The following is a 25,268-nucleotide window of genomic DNA, read 5'->3' as shown; positions in this document are numbered from 1 at the left end:
TTTCGGCCGGGTAGCGATCGGCAGGCAAGGGCTGCCTCCTGTCAGGAGTAAAGTGATGTTATGGTCATGACAGTACGCCACGCCTACGTAAGGAGTCAAGATGCTTTTTGCCCCTGACACTGAGGTGGCATTGCGGTCGGTTGTCAGCCTGGTCAATTCCGCGGCCAACGGTGCGGAGCACCTTTCCACAGTGCCGGACCTGGATCGGTTTCTGGAGGCGGAGGGGTTCACCGGCTCGCGGACCCGGGACGAGGCCGAACTTGCCGGAGTGCACCGCCTCCGCGGCGAACTCGCGGCCTTGTGGTTCGCTGACGAATCCGCTGCGGTGGACACCGTTAACAGGCTGCTGCGGGAGGCGCGGGCACTGCCCCAACTCGTCCGGCATGGTGATTGGGACTGGCACCTGCACGCCACCACCCCGGACGCGCCACTGGCGCACAGGATGAGCACGGAGGCCGCCATGGCCCTGGTTGACGTCATCCGGAACAAAGAAATGGACCGGATGCTGGTCTGCGCCGCCGAGGACTGCAACGCCGTGGTGCTGGACCTGAGCCGAAACCGGTCGAAGCGCTATTGCGACACCGGGAACTGCGCCAACCGCGCCCACGTGGCGGCGTACCGGGCCCGCAAGGCAGCCTCCTAGGCCACGTCAGAGCGGAGGGGCAGGGCATCACGGGCGCTGGCGGCCGGATCCAGCAGCAGCCCCGGCCATCGGTCGGCGCCGGAGGGGCGGCGGTCGGCGGCAGTCGGACAGCTAGCGGTCGCCGCCGGGTGCCTGGTCGCCGCCGGACCCTGGCGCGCCGGACCCTGGTTCAGGCTGCGCCGACTGGCCGCCTTGGCCGGCGTTCCGGGAGCTGAGGTTGACCCCGGATCCCTTGCCGAGGTGTTCGGCATTGGGCTTGTGGCCCATTGACAGCATGGCGAGCACCACCAGAATCACAATGAACGCACTCCCGCCGGCCGTGAACGCCAGATCGAAGCGGGCCGTCTTTGCGCTGCCGCCGGAGGCAAAAATCAAGGTGGTGACGAAGGCCAGCACAGCCCAGAACGCGGAGAACATTAGCGGTCCCTTGACCGAGGTCCGCAGCTTGCGCGGGGCTCCTGATTTCTGCTGTGCCAAGGTGCTTTCCTCCTGCAGCCGACGCAATGGGCGTGGCAATTGTGGTAGCGCAATCGTTCTACACCAGGTAGAACCTGTTCGCTTCCTAGTTTACGGCCTCCGCCGAATCTGCCTGCGCATCGTGCCGCAGCGTCAGTCCGGCCAGCACCCAGAGCACGCCACTGATAATGCCGCCGCCGCCGGCGATGCCGAGCAGCGCATGCGGACCCAGATCGATGAAAAAGGGCAGCAGCGCCGCCGTGCCCAGTCCGATCACACCGGAGGCGATCCAGTCGCGCGCCAGGAGTGAGCGTCCCCGGAGGGTGATGCCGAGGTAGAGTTCTGCGGCGCCGGCAAGGCCAAGCCCCAGCGCTGCAAGGACACCGAAGACCAGGCTCCCGGAGATGAGCCCGACGGCGGCCCCTGTCCCGGTCAGCACGGCGCCGGCTGCCGACAGCACCTTTCCGGCGGCGGACCCGGGACGGAGCCCGGTCTGGTGGATGCTGCGCAGCAGCACCAGTCCGGTTGCCAGCAGGTAGGCGCCGCCGGCCCATCCCATGCCCATGGCGGTTGGTGCAGCCCAGAAGACGGTCACGGCACCAAATCCCAGGGCGATTGCCGCCCGGATTAGCACGGGCTTCCAGAGAACCGCCGCGGCGGGCAGGGCGGTGGACGCGTCAGGGGCTGCGGGGAGAGTCACACGTCCAGTTTAGTGCGAAGCACCGAGCACCATCCACCGGTCCGTTCGCGCCCGGGCGCCCAGCGTCACGGCCCTCGCCGCCATATACCCCAGCGAAAACGCCGCCCACAGCCAGAGCAGTCCAGCGCTGCCGCCAGCGCCCGTGTGCCCGACAAGCAGAAGTAGCGGCAGATACACCGCGAGATTCACGACGCCGGCAATCGCCAAATACTTTGCGTCGCCGGCCCCGATCAGCACGCCGTCGAGAACGAAAACAAATCCGGCGATCGGCTGGCCGGCCGCCAGTACCCACAGCGCCACCGCGAGTGCGGCACGGACTTCGGCGTCGGAGCTAAACAGCAGCCCCGCCCAGGGCGCCGCAGCTGCCAGCAGGATTCCCGTGAGCACACCAAACCCGATGCCCCAGCGGACCATAGTGCCCGTGAGCTCCCGTGCGGCAGCCGGGCGGGCAGCCCCGAGTTCCTTGCCGATCAGCGCCTGCGCGGCAATGGCGAGGGCATCGAGGGCGAAGGCGAGGAAAGTAAAGACCGTCATGGCGAGCTGGTGGGCTGCCAGGTTCACGGGCCCCTGGGCAGTGGCCACCAGGACCGTGGCGAGGATTGCCACCCGCAGGCTCAGCGTCCGCAGCATTAGCCACGAGCCCACCCTGGTCAGCGCCCGGATGCCGCGCCACTCGGGGCGCAGGGAGACCCCGTGGTTGCGGGCGTTCCGCCGGACAATCACCACATAAACAACCGCCATGGCCCACTGCGCGATGCTGGTGCCGATGGCGGAGCCGGTGACTGACAGCTGCAAGCCGTAAACCAGGAAGAGGTTGAGCACGATGTTCAAGGTAAAGCCGGCGGCCGCGACAAAGAGCGGGGTCCGCGTGTCCTGCAGCCCCCGCAACACGCCTGTCCCGGCGAAGATAAGCAGCATCGCGGCGAGCCCGGGCATTGACCAGCGCAGGTAGTCCACAGCAAAGGTCCGCACCTGATCACGGGCACCCATCAGGTCCAGCAGCGGCCCGGCGGCAACGAAGCCCGCCACGGCAAGGAATGCCCCCAGCATTAACGCCAGCCAGACGCCGTCACGTCCGGCAGCGAGAGCCGTGGACAGCTGCCCATTGCCGACCGCCCGCGCCACGGCCGGAGTGGTCGAATAGGCCAGGAAGACCATAAGTCCCACCACTGTATGCAGCACCGCGGAGGCCAACCCGACGCCGGCAAGCTGGGCCACTCCGAGGTGGCCGACGATGGCGGCATCGGCGAGGAGGAACACTGGTTCGGCGATGAGCGCCCCGAACGCCGGGAGTGCAAGGCGCAGGATTTCGCGCCGTCGGCTGGCCGGGGACGGGAGCACTGCAGGAGGCGGGGCGGAGGCTGGCACGCAACCACACTAACGGCACCCCTGGCGTCGCACCGCTTCGCAGCACAACGCGTCCACCCGGACCGAAACAGCGTCAATTCAGTTCCGGCATGATTTGCCCGCCACCCCGGTCCGGCTTGCGGTGTGTGGCGTCCCGGATAGCATTTGTGTCGGGATCCGGCGGCGCTTCCGCAGCCCGTTAGTACACTCTGTGCATGAGTGAGACTGCCGCCAACGCCGTAACCCTGCGCTTCCTTGCAGCTCCGACCGACGTCGGGCACAGCGGTTCGGTCGACGCCGGCACGGTGCTCGAGTGGGTGGACAAGGCGGCTTACGCCGCCGCGGTCGGCTGGGCACAGTCCTACTGCGTAACCGCCTACGTGGGCAACATCCACTTCGCGAACCCGGTCAACAGCGGGGACATGGTTGAGGTCACTGCCACGATCGTCTACACCGGCCGGTCCTCCATGCACATCCGCACAGTGGTGTCCTCGGGCGATGTAAAAGGCGGTCCGGCAACGATGCGCAGCCAGTGTCTGGTGATTTTCGTGGCGGTGGGCGCGGACGGCAAGCCCGTCCCGGTGCCGCAGTTTGAACCGACCGCACCGGACGGGATCGAACAGCGCGACCACGCAGTGGCCCGGATCAAGGTCCGCGAGGAGATCGTGCAGGCGATGAGCGGACAGGAATACACCGACGCCGGCACGGCCGAGAGCGTTGTCCTCCGTTTTGTGGCCGCCCCCACGGATGTGAACTGGGGCGGCAAGGTCCATGGTGGCATCGTTATGAAATGGATCGATGAGGCGGCCTACGTCTGTGCCTCACGCTACTGCGGCATGGACACGGTAGCCGTCTTCTCCGGCGGCGTGAGGTTTTATCGTCCGCTGCTCATCGGCCATGTGGTGGAGGTGGAGGCCCGGCTGGTCTACACCGGAACGAAGGGCATGCATATCGCGGTGCACGTCCGCTCCGGAGACCCCAAGGGACGCGAGCTTCACCTCACAACGTACTGCCTGACCGTGATGGTGGCCCGCGACGAACACGGCACATCCGTCCCGGTCCCGCAATGGGTGCCGGTGTCCGAGGAGGACAATCGGCTGTACGCCCACGCCCGGGCACTGCTGGAGATCCGCGGCCGGGCACCCGGGAACCGGCTGCCCAACCATCTGCTGCCCAGTGGCGGCAGCTAGCTCCTAGAAGCCGCCACCGGCATCCGCCGCCATGTTCGCGAACCTTGAATAGTGGCCCTGGAAGGCGACCACAATGTCTTTTGTGGGGCCGTTACGGTGCTTGGCAATGAGGATGTCTGCTTCGCCGGCACGCGGCGATTCCTTGTCATAGACGTCTTCGCGGTGCAGCAGGATGACCATGTCGGCATCCTGCTCAATGGAGCCGGATTCGCGCAGATCCGAGACCATCGGCCGCTTGTCCTGGCGCTGCTCCGAACCACGGTTCAGCTGCGAGAGCGCAATGACCGGCACCTGCAGTTCCTTGGCCAGCAGCTTCAGCGCGCGGGAGAACTCGGAAACTTCCTGCTGGCGGGACTCCACCTTCTTGCCGGAGCTCATCAGCTGCAGGTAGTCGAGGATAACGAGCTTGAGATCGTGCTGCTGTTTCAGCCGGCGGCACTTGGCCCGGATTTCCATCAATGACATGTTGGGGCTGTCATCGATGAAGAGCGGAGCGTCATTCATCCGGCCCATCGTGGTGGCGATCTTGGACCACTGCTCGTCCTTGATCGTGCCCTTGCGCAGATCCTGCAGGCCGATTGTGGCCTCCGCTGACAGCAGGCGCATGGCGATCTCGTTCCGGCCCATTTCCAGCGAAAACATCACCGTTGCCAGATTGTTCTTGATGGCAGCGGAGCGGGCGAAGTCCAGCGCGAACGTCGACTTACCGACGGCGGGGCGGGCCGCAATGACAATCATCTGACCGGGGTGCAGGCCGTGGGTGAGCTCATCAAGTTCGTAGAAGCCGGTCGGAACGCCGGTCATTCCCTCTTCGCGGTGGCCGGAGGCTTCGATCTCGTCCACCGTGGACTCCATCACGTCCTTGAGGACCACGTAGTCCTCTGCAGTGCGCCGTTCGGCGACGGCGTAGATCTCGGCCTGGGCCTGGTTTACCAGGTCTTCGACCTCGCCGTCCTGGCCGTAGCCAAGCTGGACGATTTTAGTGCCCGCATTGACCAGACGCCGCAGGACGGCGCGTTCACCGACGATTTCTGCGTAGTAGCCCGCGTTGGCAGCGGTGGGAACCGTCTGGATGAGCTCGTGCAGGTAGGCGGGGCCGCCGATTCGGTTGATCTCGCCCCGCTTGGTCAGTTCATCCGAAACGGTGACGGCGTCAGCGGGCTCGCCCCGGCCGTAGAGGTCGATGATGGCCTCGTAGATCGTCTCGTGTGCCGGGCGGTAGAAGTCCACACCACGAAGGATCTCGACGACGTCGGCAATGGCGTCCTTTGACAGCATCATGCCGCCCAGGACGGACTGCTCGGCGGGAATGTCCTGCGGCGGCTTGCGGCTGCCTTCGGCTCCGCGGGTCCCCTCGACTGAGTCCAGATGCGTAACTGACAAAACTGCCGTCCTCCATTGGGTGCCGCGGCGGACCTTCGTTCGCCGGCGGCGTGTATGCCTTTTGGTCTGTGCTGCGGGTTGGCCTCGGCCCGGCCGTTATCCGACGGGTTAAGTCCTATCAACCGGCTCCGACATTTTGTCCGCCTCCCGTACTGCCGGTTTTCCACAGGCCGGATCCAGCCCGGCCGGGCGGAATCCGAAAGAAAGGCAGCATCGGAATCCAGGATCCTAGGCGCGATATCCAGCAACGTTATCCCCCGTCCGGGCAGGCACCAACCCGAAGAGTCTCCACCCCTGTGGATAACCTGTGCACTACCACCCCCTGCTTGTGCACAGCCTGTGGGAACAGCTGTGGATAGAAAAATTCTTTGTCGCATAATCAGCCCCTGACCTGCGTAAACGCAAAAAAGGCCGTGTGGACGTAAAAGAAATACGGCCGGCGTTCATCCACAGTGCGCTAGGTGCGGCTGGGGATAGCGATCGGCACATGAGGCCACACTCCGGCGGAAATATGCGCATTTGGTGATGTTCCTCACCTGGCGGGCTGGATGGGTGCCTCCCGGCACTGATGGTACGCCGGCCGCAGAATGTGCTGTGGATAACTGCGATCTGGCATAAGCTCTTCACATGGGCGATGTATTGCTAGTTATACTGCCTGCCCTCATCGTGGCAGCTGTACTTTGGGCGTTTACGACGGCCCTGCGACCACGTGATTTTGGCTTGTCCGACGCGGATCGCTACCAGCAGGAGCTCGCTGTCCGTTCACAGGCCCACTACGCCGCCCAGGTGCAGGCCGCTACTGCCGCCCGGGCCCGGGTGGACGCGGCCACGCGTCCGAGTCAAAACGAACAGCAGCAGTCCCAGCAGGCCGATCATGCCCGCATGGCATTGCGGGCCCAGACCGGATCTGCCCCGGCCGTCGGGCAGCCCGGCTACCAGGGGCCGGTCCTGCCCGGCGGCCAGCTGAATCCACAGTTTGCCCTGCAGCTGCAGTCCCTGGCCCGGAACGGCAAAAAGATCCAGGCCATTAAGTTGCTGCGGCAAGCAACCCAGTCAGACCTTTTGACCGCCAAGAATTACGTAGATCGGCTATAGCTTGATGGAATCCATGCTTATCCCCCTGTTGATCCTGGCGCTCGTCGTCGCCGGCGTCCTGTTGGCCGCCCGCGCCGTCGGCCGGAAGACCAGCGGGTCCCGGGCGGAAACCGCCCCGCGGCCCGGGCGTGATCCGCTGGAACTGGCCCGTAGCTCCGCGGCCAAGCTCAACCAGGAGCAGCACCGCCGCCTCTACGCGCTGATCGCCCAGGGTCAGGCAATGGGAGCCATCAAGCTCTACCTCGAAGCTACCGGGGACGGCCTGCGGGCCTCCCGGGACGCCGTAGGGGCGCTTGCGTCCCACCCACAGCCCTTCCGGCCGGAGGTGCCGGGACAGCAGCCCAGCGAGGACGACGACGACGACGCGCCTCAGCGTTTCGCGTACCGCTACCGTGCGATCGCCAGCAAGGGCGATGTCACCCGCGAGGTCAGCAGCAACATGCTCAACGACGAGATCTACGGCCGAATCCGCACCATGGCCAGAAGCGGCGACCCCGAAGCCGCAGCGGAAGCCCTGACCCGCCACTCCGATATCTCCATCAAGCAGGCCCGCGAGTTCATCGAACTCCTGGAGGACTGACGAACGGTCCGGCGCCGCCCCGCGCACTCACGCGTGAGCAACTACCGGACGCGCCGCTGCTTGGAGCTGCCCGAACGTTTCCGGCAGCGGCCGGAACCCTCTACCGGCTGGAACGCTCTACCGGCGGGCCGAGATACCGGCGAGCAGCTGCTCAAATGGCAGCGTCGCCAGGGCATCCGGCTTCTGGAGCGTCTGTGGGACTTCCAGGAGGCGGGCGAACTCCCCGGCCGCCCGGTCGATCCGGACGGATAGCGGCGATTCGCCGTCGCCGTCTTTTCCCCAGTCCTGGGGCCCGGCGAAGACAGCCGTGCCGGCGATCCGGGTACGGAGGTAGGTGAACAGGGGCCGCATGGCAAAGTCCAGCACCATCTGGTGCCGGTCGGTTCCGGCAGTCGCGCCCAGCAGAACGGCCTTGCCCTCAAGCGACGTGGGATCGAGGACGTCTATGAAGGACTTAAAGAGGCCGCTGTAGGAGGCGCTGAAGACCGGGCTGACGGCGATGATACCCTCCGAGGCCCGGACGCCGGCAATCACTTCGGCCAGCTTTGGCGCGGCGTAGCCGGTCACAAAATTGTTGGCAATGTCCACGGCGAGGTCCCTGAGTTCCAGCACCTCGATATCGACTGCGTATCCTGCGGCGGCGAGCTGGCGCTCGACGGCGGCGGCCAGCTGGTCCGCGAGCAGGCGGCTCGACGACGGGACGCCGAGTCCGGCAGAGAGAACTGTAATGCGGCGGGATTCCACGCGAATGCTCCTCAAGTTGTTATCCGGACCAAACGCCAATTCATGCGTTTGCATCTACTTAGTCAAGCCGTGTGCCTGCTCGTTTATTCCCCGCCGCTCCTGGCCATCCGGTCGGCCCCCTCAGAGCAGGACCATCCCCTCAATGCAGCTCACCGTGTTCCCGCCAATCCAGATGTCGTCCCCCACCGCGTCAATGTGGACCCGCCCGGCCCGGCCCAGCACCGTCCCCTGCGCCACCAGGTAGGACACCGAGGCCCGGCCGCTGCCGATCAGCCACCGGGCGGCACCTGCGTTGAAGCTGCCGGTGACCGGGTCTTCCGGCAAGGCGTCCCCCGGGATAAAGGTCCGCACCTCAAAGCCAACCTCGGAGCCGGCCGGGTGGGGACCGATCACACCGACTTTCAGTCCCGCCAGGGCCAAGTAGTCAGGCCTGAGGCCGAGCACCAGATCCGCCGAATCCAGCAGCACACCGATCCACTCAGGGCCATTGACCAGCCAGGATGCGTCAAGCAGCGCCTCCCGCTCCAGCCTCAGCCCGGCGGCAATACGGCTGAGGACCACCTCGGCCACCGGACCCGATCGGGTCAGCGGCGGCACCGCAAAAGCCAGCCTCCCGCCCTCGCGCTTCACCCTGACCAGTCCGGCCCCCCACTCCTGGACCACCGTCCCGTCCTACCGGGGTTCACCGCCAGCCGCGAGCCAGGCGTGCGCCGAGCCGAGCGTCGGGTGCCCGGCAAAAGGGAACTCTTGGCTGCCGCTGAAGATCCTGATCCGGTAGCTGACAAACGCGGACGGGCCCTGCGAGACTGCACGCATGGCCGCGAATAAGCCCGCAAACATAACCACAGCCACCGGCGCGTCCGTCGAGGAGTTCCTGGCCGCCATCGAGCATCCTGTCAGGCGCCGGGAAGGGCTCCGCTTGCTCTCGGCGATGGCTGAAGCGACAGGTCAGGCTGCCCAGATGTGGGGTCCCGCGATTTTGGGCTTCGGACGGTACCACTACAAATACGAGACCGGCCGCGCAGGGTACGCACCCGCAGTAGGCTTCTCGCCGCGAAAGGCCAGCCTGTCGCTTTAGGGCCGAGCTGCGGGCCGGAGCCGGCCAGCCTGCGGGCCCAGCTGGGGAAGCACAAAACCGGGGCTGGCTGTCTCTACATCACTATGCTCGAGACGTTGACGAGGCAGTGCTGACCGGGCTGGTTCGGGACGGTTACCGTTACGTCACGACCGTATTGCACCGGGACTGAATCTTAACGCAGAAGGCCCCCGCATCCGGTTCCGACAAGGAATCCGAAGGCGGAGGCCTTCCAGTAGTTCGGGAGTGCAGAGCCGTTGAGGGCTACTTGCCTGCGACTACGTCGAGGTCGATCACAGCGGCAACGTCGTTGTGCAGACGGACGTTGGCCTGGTAGGAACCGACCGACTTGATGTGGGTCGGCAGTTCAACCTTGCGCTTGTCGATGCGGCCAAGGCCAGCGGCCTCAACAGCGTCGGCCACGTCGCCTTGCTTGACGGTGCCGAACAGTCGTCCGGTCTCGCCAGCCTTGACAACGAGCTTGACCGGCTTGGCGGAGAGTGCTGCGGCCTGCTTCTGAGCGTCTTCCAGGGAAGCGTGCTCGCGGGCGGCGCGGGCAGTCTTGATTGACTCAACCTGCTTCTCGCCGCCCTTGGACCAGGTCAGAGCGAAGTTGCGGGGCAGCAGGTAGTTACGTGCGTAACCGTCCTTGACCTCGACAACATCGCCTGCAGCACCGAGACCGGTTACTTCGTGGGTCAGAATGAGCTTTGCCATGTTAGTTAATCCCTTCCTTAGCCGCGGCCAGCGCCGGAGTAAGGCAGCAGAGCAACTTCGCGGGCGTTCTTGATTGCCTGGGCGATCTTGCGCTGTTCCTGCACCGTGACGCCGGTGACGCGACGGGCGCGGATCTTTCCGCGGTCGGAGATGAACTTGCGCAGCAATGCTACGTCCTTGTAGTCGATGACAGTGATGTCAGCGGCCTTCAAGGGGTTGGACTTTGGTTTGGGCTTACGGAGTTCAGCCTTAGCCATCGTGGAGCTCCTATTCGATGGAGCCCGTGGATATTGATCCACGGGATGGTGGTGATCCGACGTTGAACAGCACCGGTTCGCCTTGCGGCATCCCGGCAGTGTCCGTCCTCGAACCTTAGATGTTGTTTAGAAGGGAGGTTCGGAGTCCGGGCCGTTGCCCCAGCCGCCGCCTGCATTGCTGACCCCGGGCGTAGCCCAGGGGTCATCCTGCTGTGCGGGCTGGTTGCCGCCCCAGGTTCCGCCTGCGTTGCCGCCGCCCTGGTTTCCACCAGAGCCGCCACCGAAGCCGCCGCCGCTGTTGCCGGCGCCAAAACCACCCTGGGCACCGTTGCCGGCACCACCACCGCCGGAGCGCTGGGTACGGTTGACCTTGGCGTTGGCGTAGCGCAGGCTGGGGCCGATTTCATCGACCTCAAGCTCGATAACGGTGCGCTTCTCGCCTTCTTTGGTTTCGTAGGAACGGCTCTTCAGACGACCGGAAACGATGACGCGCATCCCCTTGGTCAGGGATTCGGCGACATTTTCGGCTGCTTCACGCCATACCGATGCGCGCAGGAACAGGGTTTCCCCGTCCTTCCACTCATTGGACTGGCGGTCGAAGGTGCGGGGAGTAGAAGCGATGGTGAAATTCGCTACGGCCGAACCTGACGGTGTGAACCTCAGCTCGGGGTCACTGGTGAGATTACCGATGACCGTAATAGTGGTTTCGCCTGCCATCTACTGCCTCCTTGTTCGTTCCTGCGGGATGAAGAGTGAAAAGTGGACGCTGAAATTACTCAGCAACAACCTTCTGCACTTCGGGGCGGGTGATCTTGGTGCGCATGATGGTCTCGTTGAGGCTCAGCTGGCGATCAAGTTCCTTGGCGGTACCCGGCTCAGCGGTGAAGTTCACCACGGCGTAGATACCTTCAGACTTCTTCTGGATTTCATAAGCCAGGCGACGACGGCCCCAGATGTCAACCTTTTCGATGGTTCCACCATCGGTCGTGATGACGTTCAGGAACTTCTGAAGCGTTGGCTCAACGGTACGCTCTTCGACCTCGGGGTCGATGATTACCATCAATTCGTAAGGACGCATATGTGAACCCACCTCCTTTGGGCTAAGCGGTTACGGCATTTCCGTAACAGGAGGTTCATTTGCGGTGCCGTGTGCGTGCAACACCCCCGGGGACGGGGGCAGGGCGCAGCACAGACTTCAATAGCTTAGTGCATCGGGACCGGATTCCGCGATTCCATCCCTGTCCAACGTAGGCCCAACCGGCAAGGCCCGGAGATCGGTCCGGAAGCTATGTGGACAACCCTGTGCCATGATCGGGGAATGAACACCGGTTCCCTTATCCGCGGCCACTCCCGTCCGGTCCGGCGCGGCCGGCTGCGGCTGGCGGTGATGCTGCTCGCCGGAGTACTCGGGGCCACGGCGACCGGACTGTCCGGGTACTGGGTGGAGGCCCCGGCGGTCGGCTGGGGCAGCGCCTCACTAACCTATGTTGTGTGGGTCTGGCTGGTGATCGGCCGTTTCGACCCGGACGAAACGCGCGCGCACGCGACCGCGGAGGATCCGGCCCGGAGCACCACTGACCTGCTGATCCTGGCCGCTAACGTCGCCAGCCTCGGGGCGGTGGCCGCCGTCGTCGTTGATTCCCATACCAGCGGCGGCGGATCCCGCTTCGCCGGCGGGCTTCTGGCGCTGGCGTCGGTGGCCCTCTCCTGGCTCTTGGTGCAGACGCTGTTCACGCTGCGGTACGCCGAGCTGTATTACCACCCGGACGGGAAGGCCGGGGCGGCCGTTGGCGGTATCGACTTCAATCAGGAACGCAACCCGCAATACACCGACTTCGCGTACCTCGCCACAAGCCTGGGAATGACTTACCAGGTCTCGGACACTGCCCTGAAGAACCACCGCATCCGGACCGAAGCGCTCAAGCACAGCCTGCTTTCCTACGTCTTTGGCACCGTCATCCTGGCCACGACCATCAACCTCGTGATCAGCCTGGCCTGAGGGTGGCGGCCCGGAGACTGGTCCTGCAGGGTAGAAAAACGAGTACAGGACGTCGAGACTACTCGACTTCGGGCGATGCCCTACTCGACTATCCGCACGGCCTAGTCCCCCGGCAGGGCGACGGATATATTGGCTGTGAGTATCACCATCGGGACGATCCCTCCACGACAGGGTAGCTAGGTGGCTAGCTGCAGCCCCGAATTTGCCGCGGGCAATTCCGGTGGGGCTGTAGTGCGAGTGCCGAGCGTGTGAGTGCCAGCGAACGGCCGCATTTTTGACAGACGGGGACCGCATGCCTGAAGTGTGCCGCAGCGAGCAGGACCTCACCCCCGCCATGCGTATTCTTGTCTACCCCCATGAGCTGGCCATGGGAGGCAGCCAGATCAACGCACTTGAGCTTGCGGGCGCAGTGCGCGATCTGGGACACAACGTGACGGTCTTCGCCACCTCCGGAGTACTGGTCGAGAAGGTGAGGATGCTGAACCTCGAGTACGTCGAAGCGCCGCGGCGCAGATTCGCCGTGGATCCCGCGACCATCCGAAAACTGACAACCACAGTGCGGTCGCGGGGTATTGACGTTGTCCACCCCTATGAGTGGGCACCCAGTATCGATACAGCGTTCGGGCCCGGCCTGCGCTTCGGAACCCCGGCAGTTATGACAGTGCTCTCGATGGACGTCCCGGACTTCCTGCCGCGGCATTTTCCCCTGATTGTCGGCACGCATGCCCTCGCCGTCCAGCAGAATCTCCGGCGCTCCCACGTTCAGGTCATGGAGCCTCCGGTCGACACTGCCCAGAACAAGCCGTCCGTCGTCCCTAATGCCCGGCGCCAGCTCCATATCCCGCCGGATCAGCTGGTCGTCAGCGTAGTTGGCCGGCTGACAACGGACCTGGAAAAATTGCAGGGCGTTGAGGCGGCCATCCGGGTTATGGACAATTTGTCCGAAAGCCGGCCGGTGACCTTGCTGATCGCCGGCGACGGCGAAGGCCTGGCTGACGTAGCTGCGGCGGCCCGGGCGGTCAACCGCCGGCGCGGCCGGGAAGTGGTTCGGGTTTTGGGCAACGTCGGCGACCCCCGGCCGCTCTACGACGCGGCGGATGTGGTTCTTGGGATGGGAAGCTCAGCGTTGCGCGGAATGGCGTATGCCAAACCCCTTATCGTGCAGGGGACAAGGGGTTTCTGGAAACTCGCCAGCCCGGAGACGGCACCCCGGTTCCTGCAGGACGGATGGTTCGGCCACGGCGGTGGCGGCGGGGCGGACTTGACGCAGATTCTCGCCCTCCTCTTGGACAACGAGCAGTTGCGTTCGGAGCTCGGAGCCTTCGGTCGCGAACTGGTTGAACAAAGATTCGGCCTCGATCAAGCGGCACGGAAGCTTGAAGCCACCTACCGTCGCCTGCTGCTGGCACCGCCGGGGGCCCGGCTCAACAGCTCCGTGGTCCGGACCGGCTATGGGGTGGCGAAATTCCGTGCCGTGATGAATTTCAGGCAGCCCAAACCGCCACTCAGCCCCCGCAAGTCACCGGCATGAGGGCCGCCCAGCCCGGACTTGGGCCGCAAATCGGCCGCGGGCTCGCGTGGAGCAGCATCAACAGCCTCGTGCTGCGGCTGGGCAGTTTTGCCGTTGGAATCGTGTTGGCTCGGTTGCTGGCACCTGAACAGTTCGGCGCGTTTGCCATCGCATTAACCGTACAGGCCATCCTTATGACCCTCGCCGATTTAGGCATGAGCGCGGATCTGATCCGCTCGGCGGAGCCCGCACGGAAAGCGCCAACGGTAGCCAGCCTCGGAATTGCTTCGGGAGCATTGCTGGCCGTGACCATGGCTCTTTCGGGCCAGGGTGTAGCCGAATTGCTTGGCAGCCCGGACTCCGGTCCGGTGATCTCGGTCATGGCGGTCTCGTTGTTGCTGGCAGGGGCCGGAGTGGTGCCCTACGCGGCACTGCAACGCCGGTTCGCGCAGAAAGAATTGTTCGGAATTGCGGTCTCGGACTTCGTTGTCGGCACCGCTTTAACGATCATCCTGATTCTGGCCGGCTGGGGCGTAATGGGTCTTGCTGTCGGGCGGCTTGTCTCCCAAAGTGTCGCCTTGGTTTTGCAGTTCATCCTCGCCGGAGAAAAGGTCCGGTTCGGATTCGACCGGTCCGTAGCACCGGAAGTGCTGGCGTTTGGGCTCCCCGTTGCCGGTGCCAACATGCTCTCCTGGGTGCTTTTGAACGTCGACAACGTAGCAATCTCCCGTCTTGCCGGCCCCGTGGCACTTGGCTTCTACTTCCTGGCATTCAACGTCTCCAACTGGCCGATGAGTGCGCTGGGCCAAGTTGTGCGCTCCATCTCCATACCTGCGTTTGCCAGATTGGCCCGAGGGAATACCGACAAGAGTTTCGCGGCGGTCCTGGGTCCAACCTGGGCAGTGTCCCTGCTGGCCGGGCTTATGCTGGCGGTACTGGCGCAACCGGTCATTGAACTGGTCTACGGGACCGTCTGGCTGTCCGCTGTCCCTATCCTTGCCTGGCTCGGGCTCTTCGGAGCCCTGCGCACCCTGTTCGACCTGGCCGCGTCGTATCTACTGGCCAGAGGCGCCTCAAGACCGGTGCTCGTTGTGCAAATCCTTTGGATCGCTGCCCTTATCCCTGCTGTCCTGTTCGGCATTCAGGCCGGAGGAACCCCCGGCGTGGCGATCGCGCACCTGGCGACGGCCGCCGTCGTGGTGTGTCCCGCCTATGCCGTGGCCCTTCGCCGCAGCGGGGCCGATCTCCGGGCCGTGGCCGCCCGCCTGTGGCCACCCCTGGCGGCTGCTGTTCCGGCGGGTGGTGCCGCTATGGCAGCCCTCGGCTGGGCCCCCACACCACTCACGGGACTACTCGCCGGGGGGTTGACCGGCACGGCCGTCTACTCACTTCTGCTGGGCCGCTGGTTTCGGCAGCAGATCCGCGACCTCAGGGGCTGGATGCCGGCCGACGCCGGCGCGGCCCCGTCTCCGGCGCCCGCACCGGAGACGACGACGGCTGCGGGACCACTGTGACGGCAACGATCAGCAAGAAGATCAGAACCCGCCCCTCGCCGGGGGCCGACGGCCCGGCTACTGTCACAGTGGTCATTTCCTGCTACAACTACGGCCGATTCCTTCGTGCCGCGGTGCTCAGCGCCGTCAGCCAGGACGACGTCACCGTTGACGTGATCATCGTCGATGACGCTTCGACGGATGACAGCCGGGACGTGGCGGAACTGCTGTCCGCCGAACATGGCAACGTCCGGGTGTTGACCCACAACACCAACCGTGGCGTCGTCGAAACATTCAACCATGGTGCCAAAGCCGCACGAGGCGAGTTCCTCGTGCGGCTCGATGCTGACGACATGCTGACCCCTGGCTCACTTGGCCGTTCCACTCGGGTGGCCCGCGCTTACCCCTCGGTAGGGCTGGTCTACGGACACCCCATCCACTTCTCCGCCAATGTACTCCCGCCGCCCCGGCTACTCGCATCCGCCTGGACCATCTGGCCGGGCCGGGAGTGGCTGACTGACCGCTGCCGCAGCGGCATCAACGTCATCACCTCGCCCGAGGTCCTGATGCGCAGGTCGGTACTGGAAGAAATCGGCTACCAGGCACAGCTCCGGCACACCCATGACATGGAGCTCTGGTTCCGCCTCTCCGCCTTCGCTGACGTCGCCTACATCCACGGGGCCGATCAGGCCTGGCATCGCGAGCACAGCGAAAGCCTCTCCGCCCGCGAGGTCAACGTCTTCGTGGATCTGCAGGAGCGACGGGAAGCTTTCGACGTACTTTTTGCCGGCCCTGCCGGCTCGATCTCCGAAGCCGGCGAGCTGCGGCGGTGCGCCACCCGGGCGCTGGTCGAGGAAGCCCTGAAGACCGCTCGACGCGAACTCGACCGAGGCGCCGGACAGACAGATCTGTTCCGGTCCAGCCGTGAGCTCGCCCGGGAACTGGCCCCCGGAGTGGTTGGCACCACCGCATGGACTCGTCTGGCGCTGCGCCCGGGCCAGACTTCCCGGTCCGCGCGATTCACCGCTGCCGCACTGGCCCGGCGCATAGCGGCGCGATTGAGATCCGAGCTCCAATGGCGGCGCTGGCACAGGACTGGAGTGTACTGATGACTGTTGAGGATGCCGCCAGAGCCGAGCTGACCGTCCTGACCCCGAGCTACGGACCCGACGCGGAGTTGTGCGCTGACCTGAACCGGTCCGTGATGGAGTTGACCGACGACGTCGAACACCACATCGTTGTCCCGTGCGGGGACCGGAAACACTTCAGCAGCATGGAAGGGGGCCGGACGTTTGTCCACGATGTCGGTGAGTTCCTGCCGCGCCGCCTGGTCAAGATACCGGGCGCCAACGCCTGGGTGAACGCCCTGCGCCCCTGGCCACCAGTGCGCGGCTGGATCGCCCAGCAACTGGTCAAATTGTCCGCTGCCGCCTCCTTCACCACCCGGGGAGTGCTACTGGTGGATTCCGACATGGTGCTCATCCGCAGGACGTCCCTGGAGTCCTTTATGGTGAACGGGAGGCCTGCAATGTACCGCAACCCCGGGGCGGTCCACGCCGGGCTGCCCCTGCACCGCACCTGGCACGAAACTTCCCGGTCACTCTTGGGACTGGCACCGCCGCCGGCCGAAAACCTTCCGGATTACATCAGCTGGCCGTGCCTCTGGAACCCCGCAATCGTCCGGGACCTGTTGTCCGCAGTGGAAGAAAACACGGGTCTGAACTGGACCACTGCAATCGGCAGTCAACTCCGCTTCTCCGAAATGATCCTCTACGGAGTGTATGTGGACGAGGTGCTCGGAGGTGCGGAGTCAACGACCTCGCGGATGAAAAGCGTCGTCTACTCGGAAGAGCGCCCCTTGAATCCTGCCGGACTGGCTGAATTGCTGGCAGCGGTCAGCTCCGACGATCTTGCCATCATGATTTCGGCCAAGTCGGGAACCAGGCTCCACCACCGCCGCCAAGCCGTTGCAAACGTCCGGGGGACACTGGCCGGCGAACGGGAGCAGGGCTGATGATGCGGCCCACAGGGCGGCTGGCCCAGCTGGCCACCAGGCTGAAGCGGGACGGCCCCGGCGAAGTTTTTCGCCGCGGAACACGGAAGATCGCCCAGAAGGCCGGCGACCGGCTGGGGTGGGCCGAGCTGGATTTCCCCCTCCGGACAGAGGACATTACGGATCCGGAAACCCGCCGGGTTCCTTCCCACTATCCCGTCCGGGACGGCGCCCTTGAAATCGGCTGGGTCTGCACACCGCCCGGGGCCGGATCCGGCGGGCACACAACCCTGTTCCGCATGGTTGAAGGATTGGAGCGCCGCGGACACAGCTGCACCCTGTTCCTTTACGACGTTAACGCCGACGACGTCGCTCGCCATGAGGAAGTTATTCGGCGGTGCTGGCCCGGGATGAAAGCAGCCATCAGGTCAGCTACACCCAGCATCGACGGGGTCGACGCGGTTGTGGCCAGTTCCTGGCAGACGGCTCATGTGGTGGCGTCCCGGGTGCGGGGCCCGATTCGCCTCTTCTACCTTGTACAGGACTACGAACCCTATTTTTATCCTCGCGGTTCGCTGTACACCCTCGCAGAAATGTCATACCACCTGGGCCTCGAGTTGATTGCGCTCGGCGACATGGTAGCAGCGCAGCTTCAGCACGAATCAGGCATCGTGCCGGCGTTGACGGTCCCGTTTGGCTGCGATACCGGGGTGTACCGGATCCTGGAGGATGCCCGCGGCCGGCCGCGAAGCGGCGTGGTTTTTTACGCCAAGCGGAACACCGACCGCAGGGGATACGTTCTCGGCAAGTTGGCGCTGGAACTCTTCCACCATATGCACCCGGAGGTGGAGATCCATGTCTATGGCGACCGCGTGGCGAACTGGCGTATTCCTGTCACGAGTCATGGGAATCTTCTGCCAGTTGAACTGAATGAACTCTACAACCGCACCAAAGCCGGTCTGGTGATGTCGTTTACGAATATCTCCTTGGCTGCCGAAGAACTCCTGGCTGCAGGCTGCAGGCCCGTCCTGAATGACTCCGCCATGGCACAAGCCGATCTTCCCGGCGCCGGTGCCGTCTGGGCCCGGCCAACCCCGGCGGCCCTGGCCGGCGCACTCTCTTTGCTGGTCGCAGGTCCGGAGTGGAAAGCTGCGCCCGGGGTCCGGCAGGGCTGGGACCACACCCAGGCGATGGTGGCGGACAGTCTTGAATCGGCGTGCAGGGGAGACCTGAACGCCACATAAGCCGGCCGCACTGGTCCTGCCGGGGCCCTCGCCGGCCGCCGCTAAGGAGCGCTGTGGGGCCCGCCCACGCTACTCTGGCTCGCGGACGTTGACGTCGCGTACGGTTCAGTGCTCCCTTCCGGGCTGCCGGCTGAACGTCTCCTGCCGCCGCGAGTGGCGGGCGCCTGGCCGCGGGTGGCGGGCGCCTGGCCGCGGGTGGCGGGTGCCTGGCCGCGGCCCTGCCCTGGTACTCGTGTGCTCTCCGGGCCCCTTGAGGCCTTTTGAATGCCAGCGGATGGATCAGGGATGCGGAGGCCGTCCGCTGGTGGCGGCCCGGCTGGCCCGTCCCCGGCGGCTGGGGACGCTGCCTTGCGGGCGGCCCGCTTTCTTCCCGCCACCTCCACCACTCGGGCGAGGGACACCGCGCCGAAGACCAGAATCGCGCCCACCAGAAAAACGATGATCGCTGCCCGCAGGCGGTTTGAGTACAGCTCGGTGGCACGGTCCGGCTTCGAGACCATCAGCGGGGCGAAGTAATAAGTCTTGTCCGCCCCATTGATGCTCTGCATTTCCAGGAGATTGGATTCCAGTAGCTGGCCCAGGGCTTCGGTGGTCGCGACGGCCTGCTGTGCTGAGTCGCCAACGCCCCTGATGTCCACCACAAACCCGTTGCCCCCGAGGCCGCGGCTCACGGCGTATTCATTGCCGAGCCCTGCCGATTGCAGCTTGTCCCCCACGGCCAGAGAGTTGAGCCTGGTGATCAGCACATCGATGACCAGGGCAGGGTCTGCCGACCGCAGGTAGGGATTGTCCTTATTCACGAGTCCAAGTTCCGGTTTCTTTTGGATGTCTTCGCTCGTCGGGACGATCGGATTCACCACCGCGTAGCTCATGCTCGCCTCATACGACCTCGGACCGAACTGGTAAACATATCCCGCGGCCAGGAGCGTAAGCAGCACAACAGGAAGGACGAAGAACTTATGGTGCCACAACGTTTTGAGCACAGCCAGGGGATCCATTAGTTGTCTCCATTTCGCGCAGTTGGGCCGTTCTTGGGCAAACTATCCGGTGGCGCCGCGACGTCAACGACCGCCAGAACCTTTGTCTCGCGCTTGACGAGGATCCAGACGGCTCCGCCGAGGCCAACGAACAGCGGGTAGACAAGCGCAAAGACCGGAAATGAGAGGGAGTCGAACCCCAAAGAGCAGACACCCGCGACGAGTCCCGCCGCCGCGATGGCACCGGCCAGGCATTTCAGCGACTGGGTCCGGGCAACCCGGGCTGCCTGCACAGCGGCCAGACCCGGGAGCAACAGGTAGAGGACCACTGCGAGCAGTCCCACCAATCCGAGGGTTACCGCGGTATTCAGGTATTGATTGTCGAGAATGAATACAGCGTTTTGCGGCACGTAGTTTCCGGGTCCCGTCCCGAAGATGGGACGCTCCTCGAACATGGCGGCCACCAGGGGATAGTTATTGGTCCTGTTGCTGATCGAGGGGTCGGACTCACCGACGCTGACGCTCTCGCTGATCGTACTGACCAGACCAGGAACGGTCAGGAAGAGTCCCGCGAGCACCACCGGCAGAATCAGGCTCAGCCAGCGCCGGGCCCCCCTCGGCAGGAACGGCAGGAACGTCAACATTCCCACCGTCAGGCCAAGGACTCCTGAGCGCGACACCGTGGACGCCACAGCAAAGACCAGGAGCGCAGTGACTCCCCAATGGATCCATTTGCGGCCGACGGGATCGTAGAGCCCGCGCCAGATCGACAGCGGCAGCAGCATCGCCGTGACCACGGCGAGCTCAATGGAGTGAAAAGTACTGCCGGACACCCGCATCAGGGCGCCTCGCGCCTGGAACGGCGTATCACCGCCATTGTAGGTAAAGCCGGGCATGGCGGCCTGGATCCATTCCATCGGGTTCACCCGGAAGTAGAACTGGACCACGGCCACCAGGCAACAGAAGACGCCGCCCGCGAGCAGGGCCCTGACCAGCACCAATGCGTGGGTGACGGTTCGGATCTGTTCGGTGGTGACCAGGACGATCCCTGCGCTGGCTGCCAACAGGATCAGCCATCTGTCCGCCGAAGCCCGAACAACAGGGGTGCTGCCCCCGGTCCAGCCGGATACGAGCCCGATATAGGACAGGCACGACGCCAGGATCAGCGCGCCCAGGGCAAGCCGTCCCGGATGCCGGAAGCCCACGGGGTCATGCAGGCCGAGCAGGAAAGAGACCACCCACAGCACAAAGAGCCCGGCCGATAGCAACAGCGGCACGGTCCCGGCCGCCCCCAGCCCGCCCAAGACCATGCTTGAGGGAAAGAAAAACACGCCAAACGCGACCATTCGGAGGAGCAGCGGCGGGTGGCCCTTTGGCGCCGGGGATATCTCGAAGTCGGCCAGCGCGGAGGATTGGCGTGGTGACGCGCCGGATCTTTGCTCCGGGATTCGGACAGTACCGGCCATTCACTTCCCCAACCTACCTAGAGGACCGCCGGGTCACAACGCCAGTGCCCGTCTTTTCTGACACTAGCCCTTGGGCCGCGCCGGAAACAGTACTTTTCCGAAAACGTCTTTACCGATTCCGGCTGTGCCGGAGGCAGTAATTTAGTAGGATGGCGCACAGGCCCGCCCTGCCGGACCTTCCCCACGAAGACCTTCAAAGTTTGAAGGGGTTCCCATGGCATTCGGATATCTGGTCCCTGAGTTTCCGGGGCAGACCCACAGTTTCTTCTGGCGTGAAGTGGCCGCACTGCGGACCTTGGGAATGGAGCCGGAACTGATCTCCACCCGCCGCCCCAAAGGGGGGAGGGTGAGCCATGGCTGGGCCGGGGGCGCGGAAAATGAGACGTACTACCTCGTGCCACCCTCACCGGCAACCCTCGTCCTTGCCTCAGCAACCCTGCTAAGAGGACTGATGTCCGGCCGGGCGCCCGCCCTCCGGTGGTCGGTCAGGGAATACCGAGCTGGGCGTGCACCGGCGGTCGGACTGCGCCGGCAGGTCATGGGCGCACTCTACCTGGCCGCGCTTGTCCTTGCCGCTGCCGATCTGGTCCGGGTTTCCCGGAGCAGGGCCTGGACGCATATCCACGTCCACTCCTGCGCGGACGCCGCACAGATAGCACTCTTTGCCCACCGCCTCTCAGGCCTCCCCTACAGCCTGACGCTTCACGGTCCGCTGGCCGATTACGGGCCCAATCAAGCCGACAAGTGGCAAAATGCCGCTTTCGCCGTGGTCATCACCAAGGGGCTACTCCGGGACATTGGCCAGCAGCTCGGCGCGGCGCTTCCAGGCAGGGTTGAAATCGCGCCCATGGGGGTCGACACCACAAATTTCATCAGGCGGACCCCTTATGAACCCTGGACGGGCGCGGGACCCGCCAGGATATTCAGTTGCGGGCGGCTCAACCCCAGCAAAGGCCACAAAGACCTCGTCGCCGCGGTCCGATTGCTGGCGGACGCGGGAATAGACGCACGGCTCGTGGTTGCCGGCGAGGACGAAGTTGGCGGAACCGGATACCGGCTTGAGCTTGAGCGGTTCATCACCGAGTTGGACTTGGCTGGCAGGATCACGCTCCTCGGGGCCGTATCCGAAGAAGTCATCCGATCCGGACTTGAGGAGGCACACGTTTTTGCCCTCGCGAGCCATGCCGAGCCGCTGGGGGTAGCAATCATGGAGGCTATGTCATTGTCCGTCCCCGTGGTCGTTACCGGCGCTGGGGGCGTCCCGGAGTTGGTGCAGGACCAGCAGAGCGGCCTTCTGGTCGCCGCCAACGATGCCGTCCGGCTCGCGGCCGCCGTCGCCCTTGTGCTGAACTCCCCGGATCTGGCCAGCCGCCTGGGCGCTGCAGGTCGGCAGCGCGTGGCGGAGCGGTTTGACAGCACCCGCAGCGCCGCAATCCTGGCCCAACTCATCCGAGGGGTATAGCCCGTGAAAATTAGCCCAGAACGCTCCCACGCGGTCTTGACCGCCGCCTTTTGTCTGGCGATCGCGCTGCTCTTCAGCGGCAGTGGAGCGCCACCCGGGGAAGCTCTGGCGGCGAACGCCACGACACCCGCGGATGATGCTGCGGCCAAGGGCCTCCGTGCAGTCGATGGCGGGGCTGGTTTCTACGGCGGATTCGAGAACCCACTGCCTGCCACCCCGGACTACTTCCCGCTTGGTGTCTGGCTGGAAAGCGTCCTGGAGCCGGGCGACATAGAAATGGACAAAAGCGTCGGGCTGAACACCTACGTGAACTTGACTGCGAACTCCGACACCGCCCTGCTGCAGCCCGGCGGTGTCCACGCTGTGACGAGCGAACCCTCGCCATGGAGCTCGGGCCTGGTCCTTGCCGACGAACCCGACATGTGGGCGGGGCCGGGGTCCTCCAAATGGACCGGAAAGTGGCCCGGGCAGGGGGAGGTCTGCAACCCCGCGGGAGTGCCCTGTGGCTATTCTGTGCAGCGGAAGCTCTCTGCAGCTATTGCCGACGGAACCATGACGTATGCCAACTACGGCAAGGGCGTCAGCTTCTGGGAGACCGATGAAGAAGCGTCGGTCTTCGTCAATGAATTCCAGGACGTGGTTTCGGTCGACAACTACTGGTTCACCGACCCCAACATCTGCGGCCAAGGGGAGGGTGGCGGAAGGCTGGGCGGGGGACGCAACCTGACGGACCTGGAATGCCGGCTGGGCGCCAATTATGGCTGGACAGTTGACCGGGTCCGATCCCTGGTCCGGCCGGCCGGCAGCAAACCGGTGTGGGCCTTTGTGGAACTAGGGCATCCGGCGGGCGAGGCCAAAGCCCCCACCATCACCGGCCCGCAAATCAGGGCCGCCGTCTGGAGCAGCCTGATCCACGGCGCACGGGGAATTGTCTATTTCAACCACAGCTTCGGCGGCCCGTGCCAATCCTTCCACATCCTCCGGGAATCATGCGGTGACGAGATAAGGCCCTGGGTGACCTCCGTCAACCAACAAATCACCGTCCTGGCACCGGTGCTCAACGCGCCGTTCCTGGACGGTGCCCTGACCCGGACTGCGGGCGTCGACACGGCCGTGAAAGTACTCGACGGCGACCTCTACATCTTCGCGGGCTCGGCGCAGGCACAGGCACAGCATGCTGAACTCACTCTGGGGTGCCTGCGTGGCGCGGATTTCACCGCCGCGGTGCTGGACGAGGACCGCACGGTGCACGTCAGCAACGGCACCATACGGGACACGTTCAAGGACGGCAACGCGGTCCACCTCTACCGAATCAACGGGGCCGCCGCTTCCTGCCTGCCCTAACGGCCGCAGGATTACAGGGTTACACCTTGAGCGACTACGCCGCGGTGCGGAAGAACAATTCCGTCACCCTCGCAAGCCGGTAAGGATCGTCCACGCCGCAGAGCTCCCGGGCCGAGTGCATCGAAAGCAGTGGCACACCGACGTCGACCGTCCGGATACCGAGTCGGGTGGCGGTCAACGGACCGATGGTGGAGCCGCAGGGCATCTCGTTGTTGGAGACGAACTCCTGGTACGGGATGCCGGCGTCCGCGCAGAGCCGCGACCAAAGAGCTGCGCCGGTTGCGTCCGTTGCGTAGCGCTGATTCGCGTTGATCTTCAGCAGCGGGCCGCCGTTCAGCGCCGGCCGGTTGGCCGGATCGTGCCGTTCAGCATAATTGGGGTGGACGGCGTGACCGGCGTCGGCGGAGACGCAAAATGACGCGGCGAAGGCCTGCCGCCGCTGGCTCGCAGAAGCCCCCAGACCGTCGGAAATGCGCACCAGGATGTCCTCAAGGAGGGGCCCGCTGGCACCGGAGCGGGAGGCGGAGCCGATCTCTTCATGGTCAAACGCGGCCAGCACGGCAATCGGCGACCCGGCCGGGAGTGACGCGGCGGCGTGGGCGATCAGGGCCGTGAGTCCGGCGTGGGTTGCGGACAGGTTATCCAGCCGGCCGGACGCGAAGAACTCGCCTTTCGCGCCGAACACTGCCGGGGCCTGGGTATCCGCAATGACAACGTCGTAGCCGCCGATCTGGGCAGCGTCCACGTCGGCACCGGCAACCCGGTCCGCGAGCAGGCCCAACAGGTCTTCCCCTGCCGGATCGCCGAGCCCATACACCGGGTTCATGTGTTGCTGCTTGTCCAGGGCCAGCCCCTCGTTGACGGCACGATCCAGGTGGATGGCCAACTGGGGGAAACGCAGCAGCGGCCCGGTGGCCGTGAGATGCTGGCTGCCGTCACGCAGCACGAGGCGCCCTGCGAGCTGCAATTCGCGGTCCAGCCAGGAGTTGAGCAGCGGACCGCCGTAGACCTCGACGCCGGCCTGCAGCCAACCGAACTTGCCCGTCGTGGGTTTGGGCTTGAGCTTAAACGAGGGGGAGTCGGTATGGGCGCCCAGAATGTTAAAGGCCGTGGTGGGATGGGCTGTCCCGGGCACCACCCAGGCGATGATGGCTCCGTCGCGGATCACGTAGAACTTCCCTGCGCCGGCGGGCATCTGCCAGGGCTCCCGCTCGTCAAGGGCCGTGAATCCTGCTCCGTTCAGCCGGCGGGCGGCTTCGTGGACGGCATGGAAGCTCGACGGCGACGCGGTGACGTACGCACCAAGGTCCTGGATGTGGGCTGCGGCGTTGGGCTGTGAAGGCATGGCTCCGATTCTAATGCCGTGGTCCTGGCGCTGCCGGTAGACGGCGACGTTCAGGCCGGCCGCGTAGCCGCCGGACACTGACCCGGTCATGGTGGCCAGTTGGTAAATGCCGCCGGCGTCGCCGAGACATTGTCCCGTCTCAGCGTGCTCCGCGGGAAGTTCCGGGCGCCGGTTCCCCGGCCGGTGGGCATGCCCTCCCGTGGCGAGGCCCGGTGTACATATGTCCATCATGTCCACCCGTGAGCGGC

25 protein-coding genes and 1 pseudogene are annotated in these 25,268 nt (G+C 65.0%); 13 read left to right on the top strand and 13 right to left on the bottom strand.

The window, feature by feature from the left end:
• The first annotated feature begins 100 nt into the window (after nt 1-100).
• Nucleotides 101-643, top strand: a complete 543-nt coding sequence (locus ABIB49_RS11395) for a CGNR zinc finger domain-containing protein (RefSeq protein WP_226775616.1) — start codon at nt 101-103, stop codon at nt 641-643.
• Between the two features lie 111 nt (nt 644-754).
• Here the strand turns inward: ABIB49_RS11395 and ABIB49_RS11390 are convergent, their stop codons facing one another.
• The 3 genes from ABIB49_RS11390 to ABIB49_RS11380 all read right to left on the bottom strand — a co-directional run bounded on the left by ABIB49_RS11390 (nt 755) and on the right by ABIB49_RS11380 (nt 3,167).
• Nucleotides 755-1,120 (bottom strand): hypothetical protein, encoded by a 366-nt coding sequence (locus ABIB49_RS11390; RefSeq protein ID WP_226775615.1) that lies wholly within the window; start codon nt 1,118-1,120, stop codon nt 755-757.
• An 85-nt stretch (nt 1,121-1,205) separates the two neighbouring features.
• Nucleotides 1,206-1,799 (bottom strand): hypothetical protein, encoded by a 594-nt coding sequence (locus tag ABIB49_RS11385; protein ID WP_226775614.1) that lies wholly within the window; start codon nt 1,797-1,799, stop codon nt 1,206-1,208.
• Nucleotides 1,800-1,808: 9 nt separating this feature from the next.
• A complete protein-coding gene (locus tag ABIB49_RS11380) occupies nt 1,809-3,167 on the bottom strand; it encodes an MATE family efflux transporter (RefSeq protein ID WP_226775613.1) in 1,359 nt (452 codons plus the stop codon).
• A 194-nt stretch (nt 3,168-3,361) separates the two neighbouring features.
• Between ABIB49_RS11380 and ABIB49_RS11375 the strand changes: the two genes are divergently transcribed.
• Nucleotides 3,362-4,336: an acyl-CoA thioesterase gene (locus tag ABIB49_RS11375; protein WP_282360021.1), complete on the top strand. Its 975-nt coding sequence runs from the start codon at nt 3,362-3,364 to the stop codon at nt 4,334-4,336.
• Between the two features lie 3 nt (nt 4,337-4,339).
• Here the strand turns inward: ABIB49_RS11375 and dnaB are convergent, their stop codons facing one another.
• Nucleotides 4,340-5,719, bottom strand: coding sequence for a replicative DNA helicase (gene dnaB / locus ABIB49_RS11370; RefSeq protein WP_226775611.1), 1,380 nt, complete (start codon nt 5,717-5,719; stop codon nt 4,340-4,342).
• 627 nt (nt 5,720-6,346) lie between these two features.
• Between dnaB and ABIB49_RS11365 the strand changes: the two genes are divergently transcribed.
• Nucleotides 6,347-6,814 (top strand): hypothetical protein, encoded by a 468-nt coding sequence (locus ABIB49_RS11365; RefSeq protein ID WP_226775610.1) that lies wholly within the window; start codon nt 6,347-6,349, stop codon nt 6,812-6,814.
• Nucleotides 6,815-6,818: 4 nt separating this feature from the next.
• Complete coding sequence (locus ABIB49_RS11360) at nt 6,819-7,394, top strand: hypothetical protein (RefSeq protein ID WP_226775609.1); 576 nt, start codon at nt 6,819-6,821, stop codon at nt 7,392-7,394.
• A gap of 117 nt (nt 7,395-7,511) precedes the next feature.
• On the opposite strand, the gene ABIB49_RS11355 is transcribed toward ABIB49_RS11360, so the two are convergent.
• Together ABIB49_RS11355 and ABIB49_RS11350 are read right to left on the bottom strand one after the other, a co-directional pair.
• The gene (locus tag ABIB49_RS11355) at nt 7,512-8,138 is read right to left on the bottom strand and encodes an FMN reductase (protein ID WP_226775608.1); all 627 of its coding nucleotides are present in this window, start codon (nt 8,136-8,138) and stop codon (nt 7,512-7,514) included.
• A 120-nt stretch (nt 8,139-8,258) separates the two neighbouring features.
• Nucleotides 8,259-8,954: pseudogene (locus ABIB49_RS11350) on the bottom strand (PhzF family phenazine biosynthesis protein).
• Here ABIB49_RS11350 and ABIB49_RS11345 point away from each other — a divergent pair.
• A complete protein-coding gene (locus ABIB49_RS11345) occupies nt 8,953-9,216 on the top strand; it encodes a hypothetical protein (RefSeq protein ID WP_348774710.1) in 264 nt (87 codons plus the stop codon). The pseudogene ABIB49_RS11350 and the gene ABIB49_RS11345 overlap by 2 nt on opposite strands.
• 261 nt (nt 9,217-9,477) lie before the next feature.
• Here the strand turns inward: ABIB49_RS11345 and rplI are convergent, their stop codons facing one another.
• The 4 genes from rplI to rpsF all read right to left on the bottom strand — a co-directional run bounded on the left by rplI (nt 9,478) and on the right by rpsF (nt 11,265).
• On the bottom strand, nt 9,478-9,930 hold the full coding sequence (gene rplI / locus ABIB49_RS11340) for a 50S ribosomal protein L9 (RefSeq protein ID WP_226775607.1): 453 nt from the start codon (nt 9,928-9,930) through the stop codon (nt 9,478-9,480).
• A gap of 17 nt (nt 9,931-9,947) precedes the next feature.
• The gene (gene rpsR, locus ABIB49_RS11335) at nt 9,948-10,187 is read right to left on the bottom strand and encodes a 30S ribosomal protein S18 (RefSeq protein ID WP_003800144.1); all 240 of its coding nucleotides are present in this window, start codon (nt 10,185-10,187) and stop codon (nt 9,948-9,950) included.
• A gap of 126 nt (nt 10,188-10,313) precedes the next feature.
• Complete coding sequence (locus ABIB49_RS11330) at nt 10,314-10,904, bottom strand: single-stranded DNA-binding protein (RefSeq protein WP_226775606.1); 591 nt, start codon at nt 10,902-10,904, stop codon at nt 10,314-10,316.
• Between the two features lie 55 nt (nt 10,905-10,959).
• Nucleotides 10,960-11,265, bottom strand: a complete 306-nt coding sequence (gene rpsF / locus ABIB49_RS11325) for a 30S ribosomal protein S6 (RefSeq protein WP_226775605.1) — start codon at nt 11,263-11,265, stop codon at nt 10,960-10,962.
• A gap of 240 nt (nt 11,266-11,505) precedes the next feature.
• On the opposite strand from rpsF, the gene ABIB49_RS11320 reads away from it, so the two are divergent.
• The 6 genes from ABIB49_RS11320 (at nt 11,506) to ABIB49_RS11295 (ending at nt 18,426) form a co-directional block, all read left to right on the top strand.
• Nucleotides 11,506-12,186, top strand: a complete 681-nt coding sequence (locus tag ABIB49_RS11320; RefSeq protein ID WP_226775604.1) for a DUF1345 domain-containing protein — start codon at nt 11,506-11,508, stop codon at nt 12,184-12,186.
• Nucleotides 12,187-12,478: 292 nt separating this feature from the next.
• Complete coding sequence (locus tag ABIB49_RS11315) at nt 12,479-13,717, top strand: glycosyltransferase family 4 protein (RefSeq protein WP_226775603.1); 1,239 nt, start codon at nt 12,479-12,481, stop codon at nt 13,715-13,717.
• Nucleotides 13,714-15,210, top strand: a complete 1,497-nt coding sequence (locus ABIB49_RS11310; RefSeq protein ID WP_282360023.1) for a lipopolysaccharide biosynthesis protein — start codon at nt 13,714-13,716, stop codon at nt 15,208-15,210. Before ABIB49_RS11315 ends, ABIB49_RS11310 begins: the two co-directional genes overlap by 4 nt.
• Nucleotides 15,207-16,298 carry a glycosyltransferase family 2 protein gene (locus ABIB49_RS11305; RefSeq protein WP_354157074.1) on the top strand — a complete coding sequence of 364 codons (1,092 nt, stop codon included), beginning with the start codon at nt 15,207-15,209 and terminating at the stop codon, nt 16,296-16,298. The genes ABIB49_RS11310 and ABIB49_RS11305 overlap by 4 nt, the downstream gene beginning before the upstream one ends.
• A complete protein-coding gene (locus ABIB49_RS11300; protein ID WP_226775600.1) occupies nt 16,298-17,203 on the top strand; it encodes a DUF6492 family protein in 906 nt (301 codons plus the stop codon). Before ABIB49_RS11305 ends, ABIB49_RS11300 begins: the two co-directional genes overlap by 1 nt.
• Nucleotides 17,203-18,426 carry a glycosyltransferase family protein gene (locus tag ABIB49_RS11295; RefSeq protein WP_226775599.1) on the top strand — a complete coding sequence of 408 codons (1,224 nt, stop codon included), beginning with the start codon at nt 17,203-17,205 and terminating at the stop codon, nt 18,424-18,426. The genes ABIB49_RS11300 and ABIB49_RS11295 overlap by 1 nt, the downstream gene beginning before the upstream one ends.
• A gap of 41 nt (nt 18,427-18,467) precedes the next feature.
• Here the strand turns inward: ABIB49_RS11295 and ABIB49_RS11290 are convergent, their stop codons facing one another.
• Both ABIB49_RS11290 and ABIB49_RS11285 read right to left on the bottom strand, forming a co-directional pair.
• A complete protein-coding gene (locus ABIB49_RS11290) occupies nt 18,468-19,424 on the bottom strand; it encodes a hypothetical protein (protein ID WP_354157073.1) in 957 nt (318 codons plus the stop codon).
• A complete protein-coding gene (locus ABIB49_RS11285; protein ID WP_226775597.1) occupies nt 19,424-20,869 on the bottom strand; it encodes an O-antigen ligase family protein in 1,446 nt (481 codons plus the stop codon). Before ABIB49_RS11285 ends, ABIB49_RS11290 begins: the two co-directional genes overlap by 1 nt.
• A 214-nt stretch (nt 20,870-21,083) precedes the next feature.
• Here ABIB49_RS11285 and epsE point away from each other — a divergent pair, with 214 nt between their 5' ends.
• Together epsE and ABIB49_RS11275 are read left to right on the top strand one after the other, a co-directional pair.
• Complete coding sequence (epsE, locus tag ABIB49_RS11280) at nt 21,084-22,331, top strand: exopolysaccharide biosynthesis GT4 family glycosyltransferase EpsE (RefSeq protein ID WP_282360027.1); 1,248 nt, start codon at nt 21,084-21,086, stop codon at nt 22,329-22,331.
• A 3-nt stretch (nt 22,332-22,334) separates the two neighbouring features.
• Nucleotides 22,335-23,675: a hypothetical protein gene (locus ABIB49_RS11275; RefSeq protein ID WP_354157072.1), complete on the top strand. Its 1,341-nt coding sequence runs from the start codon at nt 22,335-22,337 to the stop codon at nt 23,673-23,675.
• A gap of 34 nt (nt 23,676-23,709) precedes the next feature.
• On the opposite strand, the gene ABIB49_RS11270 is transcribed toward ABIB49_RS11275, so the two are convergent.
• Nucleotides 23,710-25,020, bottom strand: a complete 1,311-nt coding sequence (locus ABIB49_RS11270; protein WP_226775672.1) for a M18 family aminopeptidase — start codon at nt 25,018-25,020, stop codon at nt 23,710-23,712.
• Nucleotides 25,021-25,268: the final 248 nt, after the last annotated feature.

The sequence above is a fragment of the Arthrobacter sp. UYCu512 genome (assembly GCF_040547075.1).
Classification (GTDB): Bacteria; Actinomycetota; Actinomycetes; order Actinomycetales; family Micrococcaceae; genus Arthrobacter.
The sequence above is the reverse complement of the archived record's forward strand: the minus strand, read 5'-3'. Positions and strand labels throughout refer to the sequence as shown.

Excerpts from the sequence above, each read along its gene's own strand:
- rpsF (WP_226775605.1), bottom strand. The coding sequence starts at position 11,265 with ATGCGTCCTTACGAATTGATGGTAATCATCGACCCCGAGGTCGAAGAG.
- ABIB49_RS11365 (WP_226775610.1), top strand. The coding sequence starts at position 6,347 with ATGGGCGATGTATTGCTAGTTATACTGCCTGCCCTCATCGTGGCAGCT.
- epsE (WP_282360027.1), top strand. The coding sequence starts at position 21,084 with ATGGCATTCGGATATCTGGTCCCTGAGTTTCCGGGGCAGACCCACAGT.
- ABIB49_RS11300 (WP_226775600.1), top strand. The coding sequence starts at position 16,298 with ATGACTGTTGAGGATGCCGCCAGAGCCGAGCTGACCGTCCTGACCCCG.
- ABIB49_RS11360 (WP_226775609.1), top strand. The coding sequence starts at position 6,819 with ATGGAATCCATGCTTATCCCCCTGTTGATCCTGGCGCTCGTCGTCGCC.
- ABIB49_RS11315 (WP_226775603.1), top strand. The coding sequence starts at position 12,479 with ATGCCTGAAGTGTGCCGCAGCGAGCAGGACCTCACCCCCGCCATGCGT.
- rpsR (WP_003800144.1), bottom strand. The coding sequence starts at position 10,187 with ATGGCTAAGGCTGAACTCCGTAAGCCCAAACCAAAGTCCAACCCCTTG.
- ABIB49_RS11395 (WP_226775616.1), top strand. The coding sequence starts at position 101 with ATGCTTTTTGCCCCTGACACTGAGGTGGCATTGCGGTCGGTTGTCAGC.
- ABIB49_RS11345 (WP_348774710.1), top strand. The coding sequence starts at position 8,953 with ATGGCCGCGAATAAGCCCGCAAACATAACCACAGCCACCGGCGCGTCC.
- ABIB49_RS11375 (WP_282360021.1), top strand. The coding sequence starts at position 3,362 with ATGAGTGAGACTGCCGCCAACGCCGTAACCCTGCGCTTCCTTGCAGCT.
- ABIB49_RS11270 (WP_226775672.1), bottom strand. The coding sequence starts at position 25,020 with ATGCCTTCACAGCCCAACGCCGCAGCCCACATCCAGGACCTTGGTGCG.
- ABIB49_RS11285 (WP_226775597.1), bottom strand. The coding sequence starts at position 20,869 with ATGGCCGGTACTGTCCGAATCCCGGAGCAAAGATCCGGCGCGTCACCA.
- ABIB49_RS11290 (WP_354157073.1), bottom strand. The coding sequence starts at position 19,424 with ATGGATCCCCTGGCTGTGCTCAAAACGTTGTGGCACCATAAGTTCTTC.
- ABIB49_RS11330 (WP_226775606.1), bottom strand. The coding sequence starts at position 10,904 with ATGGCAGGCGAAACCACTATTACGGTCATCGGTAATCTCACCAGTGAC.
- ABIB49_RS11310 (WP_282360023.1), top strand. The coding sequence starts at position 13,714 with ATGAGGGCCGCCCAGCCCGGACTTGGGCCGCAAATCGGCCGCGGGCTC.
- ABIB49_RS11295 (WP_226775599.1), top strand. The coding sequence starts at position 17,203 with ATGATGCGGCCCACAGGGCGGCTGGCCCAGCTGGCCACCAGGCTGAAG.
- rplI (WP_226775607.1), bottom strand. The coding sequence starts at position 9,930 with ATGGCAAAGCTCATTCTGACCCACGAAGTAACCGGTCTCGGTGCTGCA.
- ABIB49_RS11320 (WP_226775604.1), top strand. The coding sequence starts at position 11,506 with ATGAACACCGGTTCCCTTATCCGCGGCCACTCCCGTCCGGTCCGGCGC.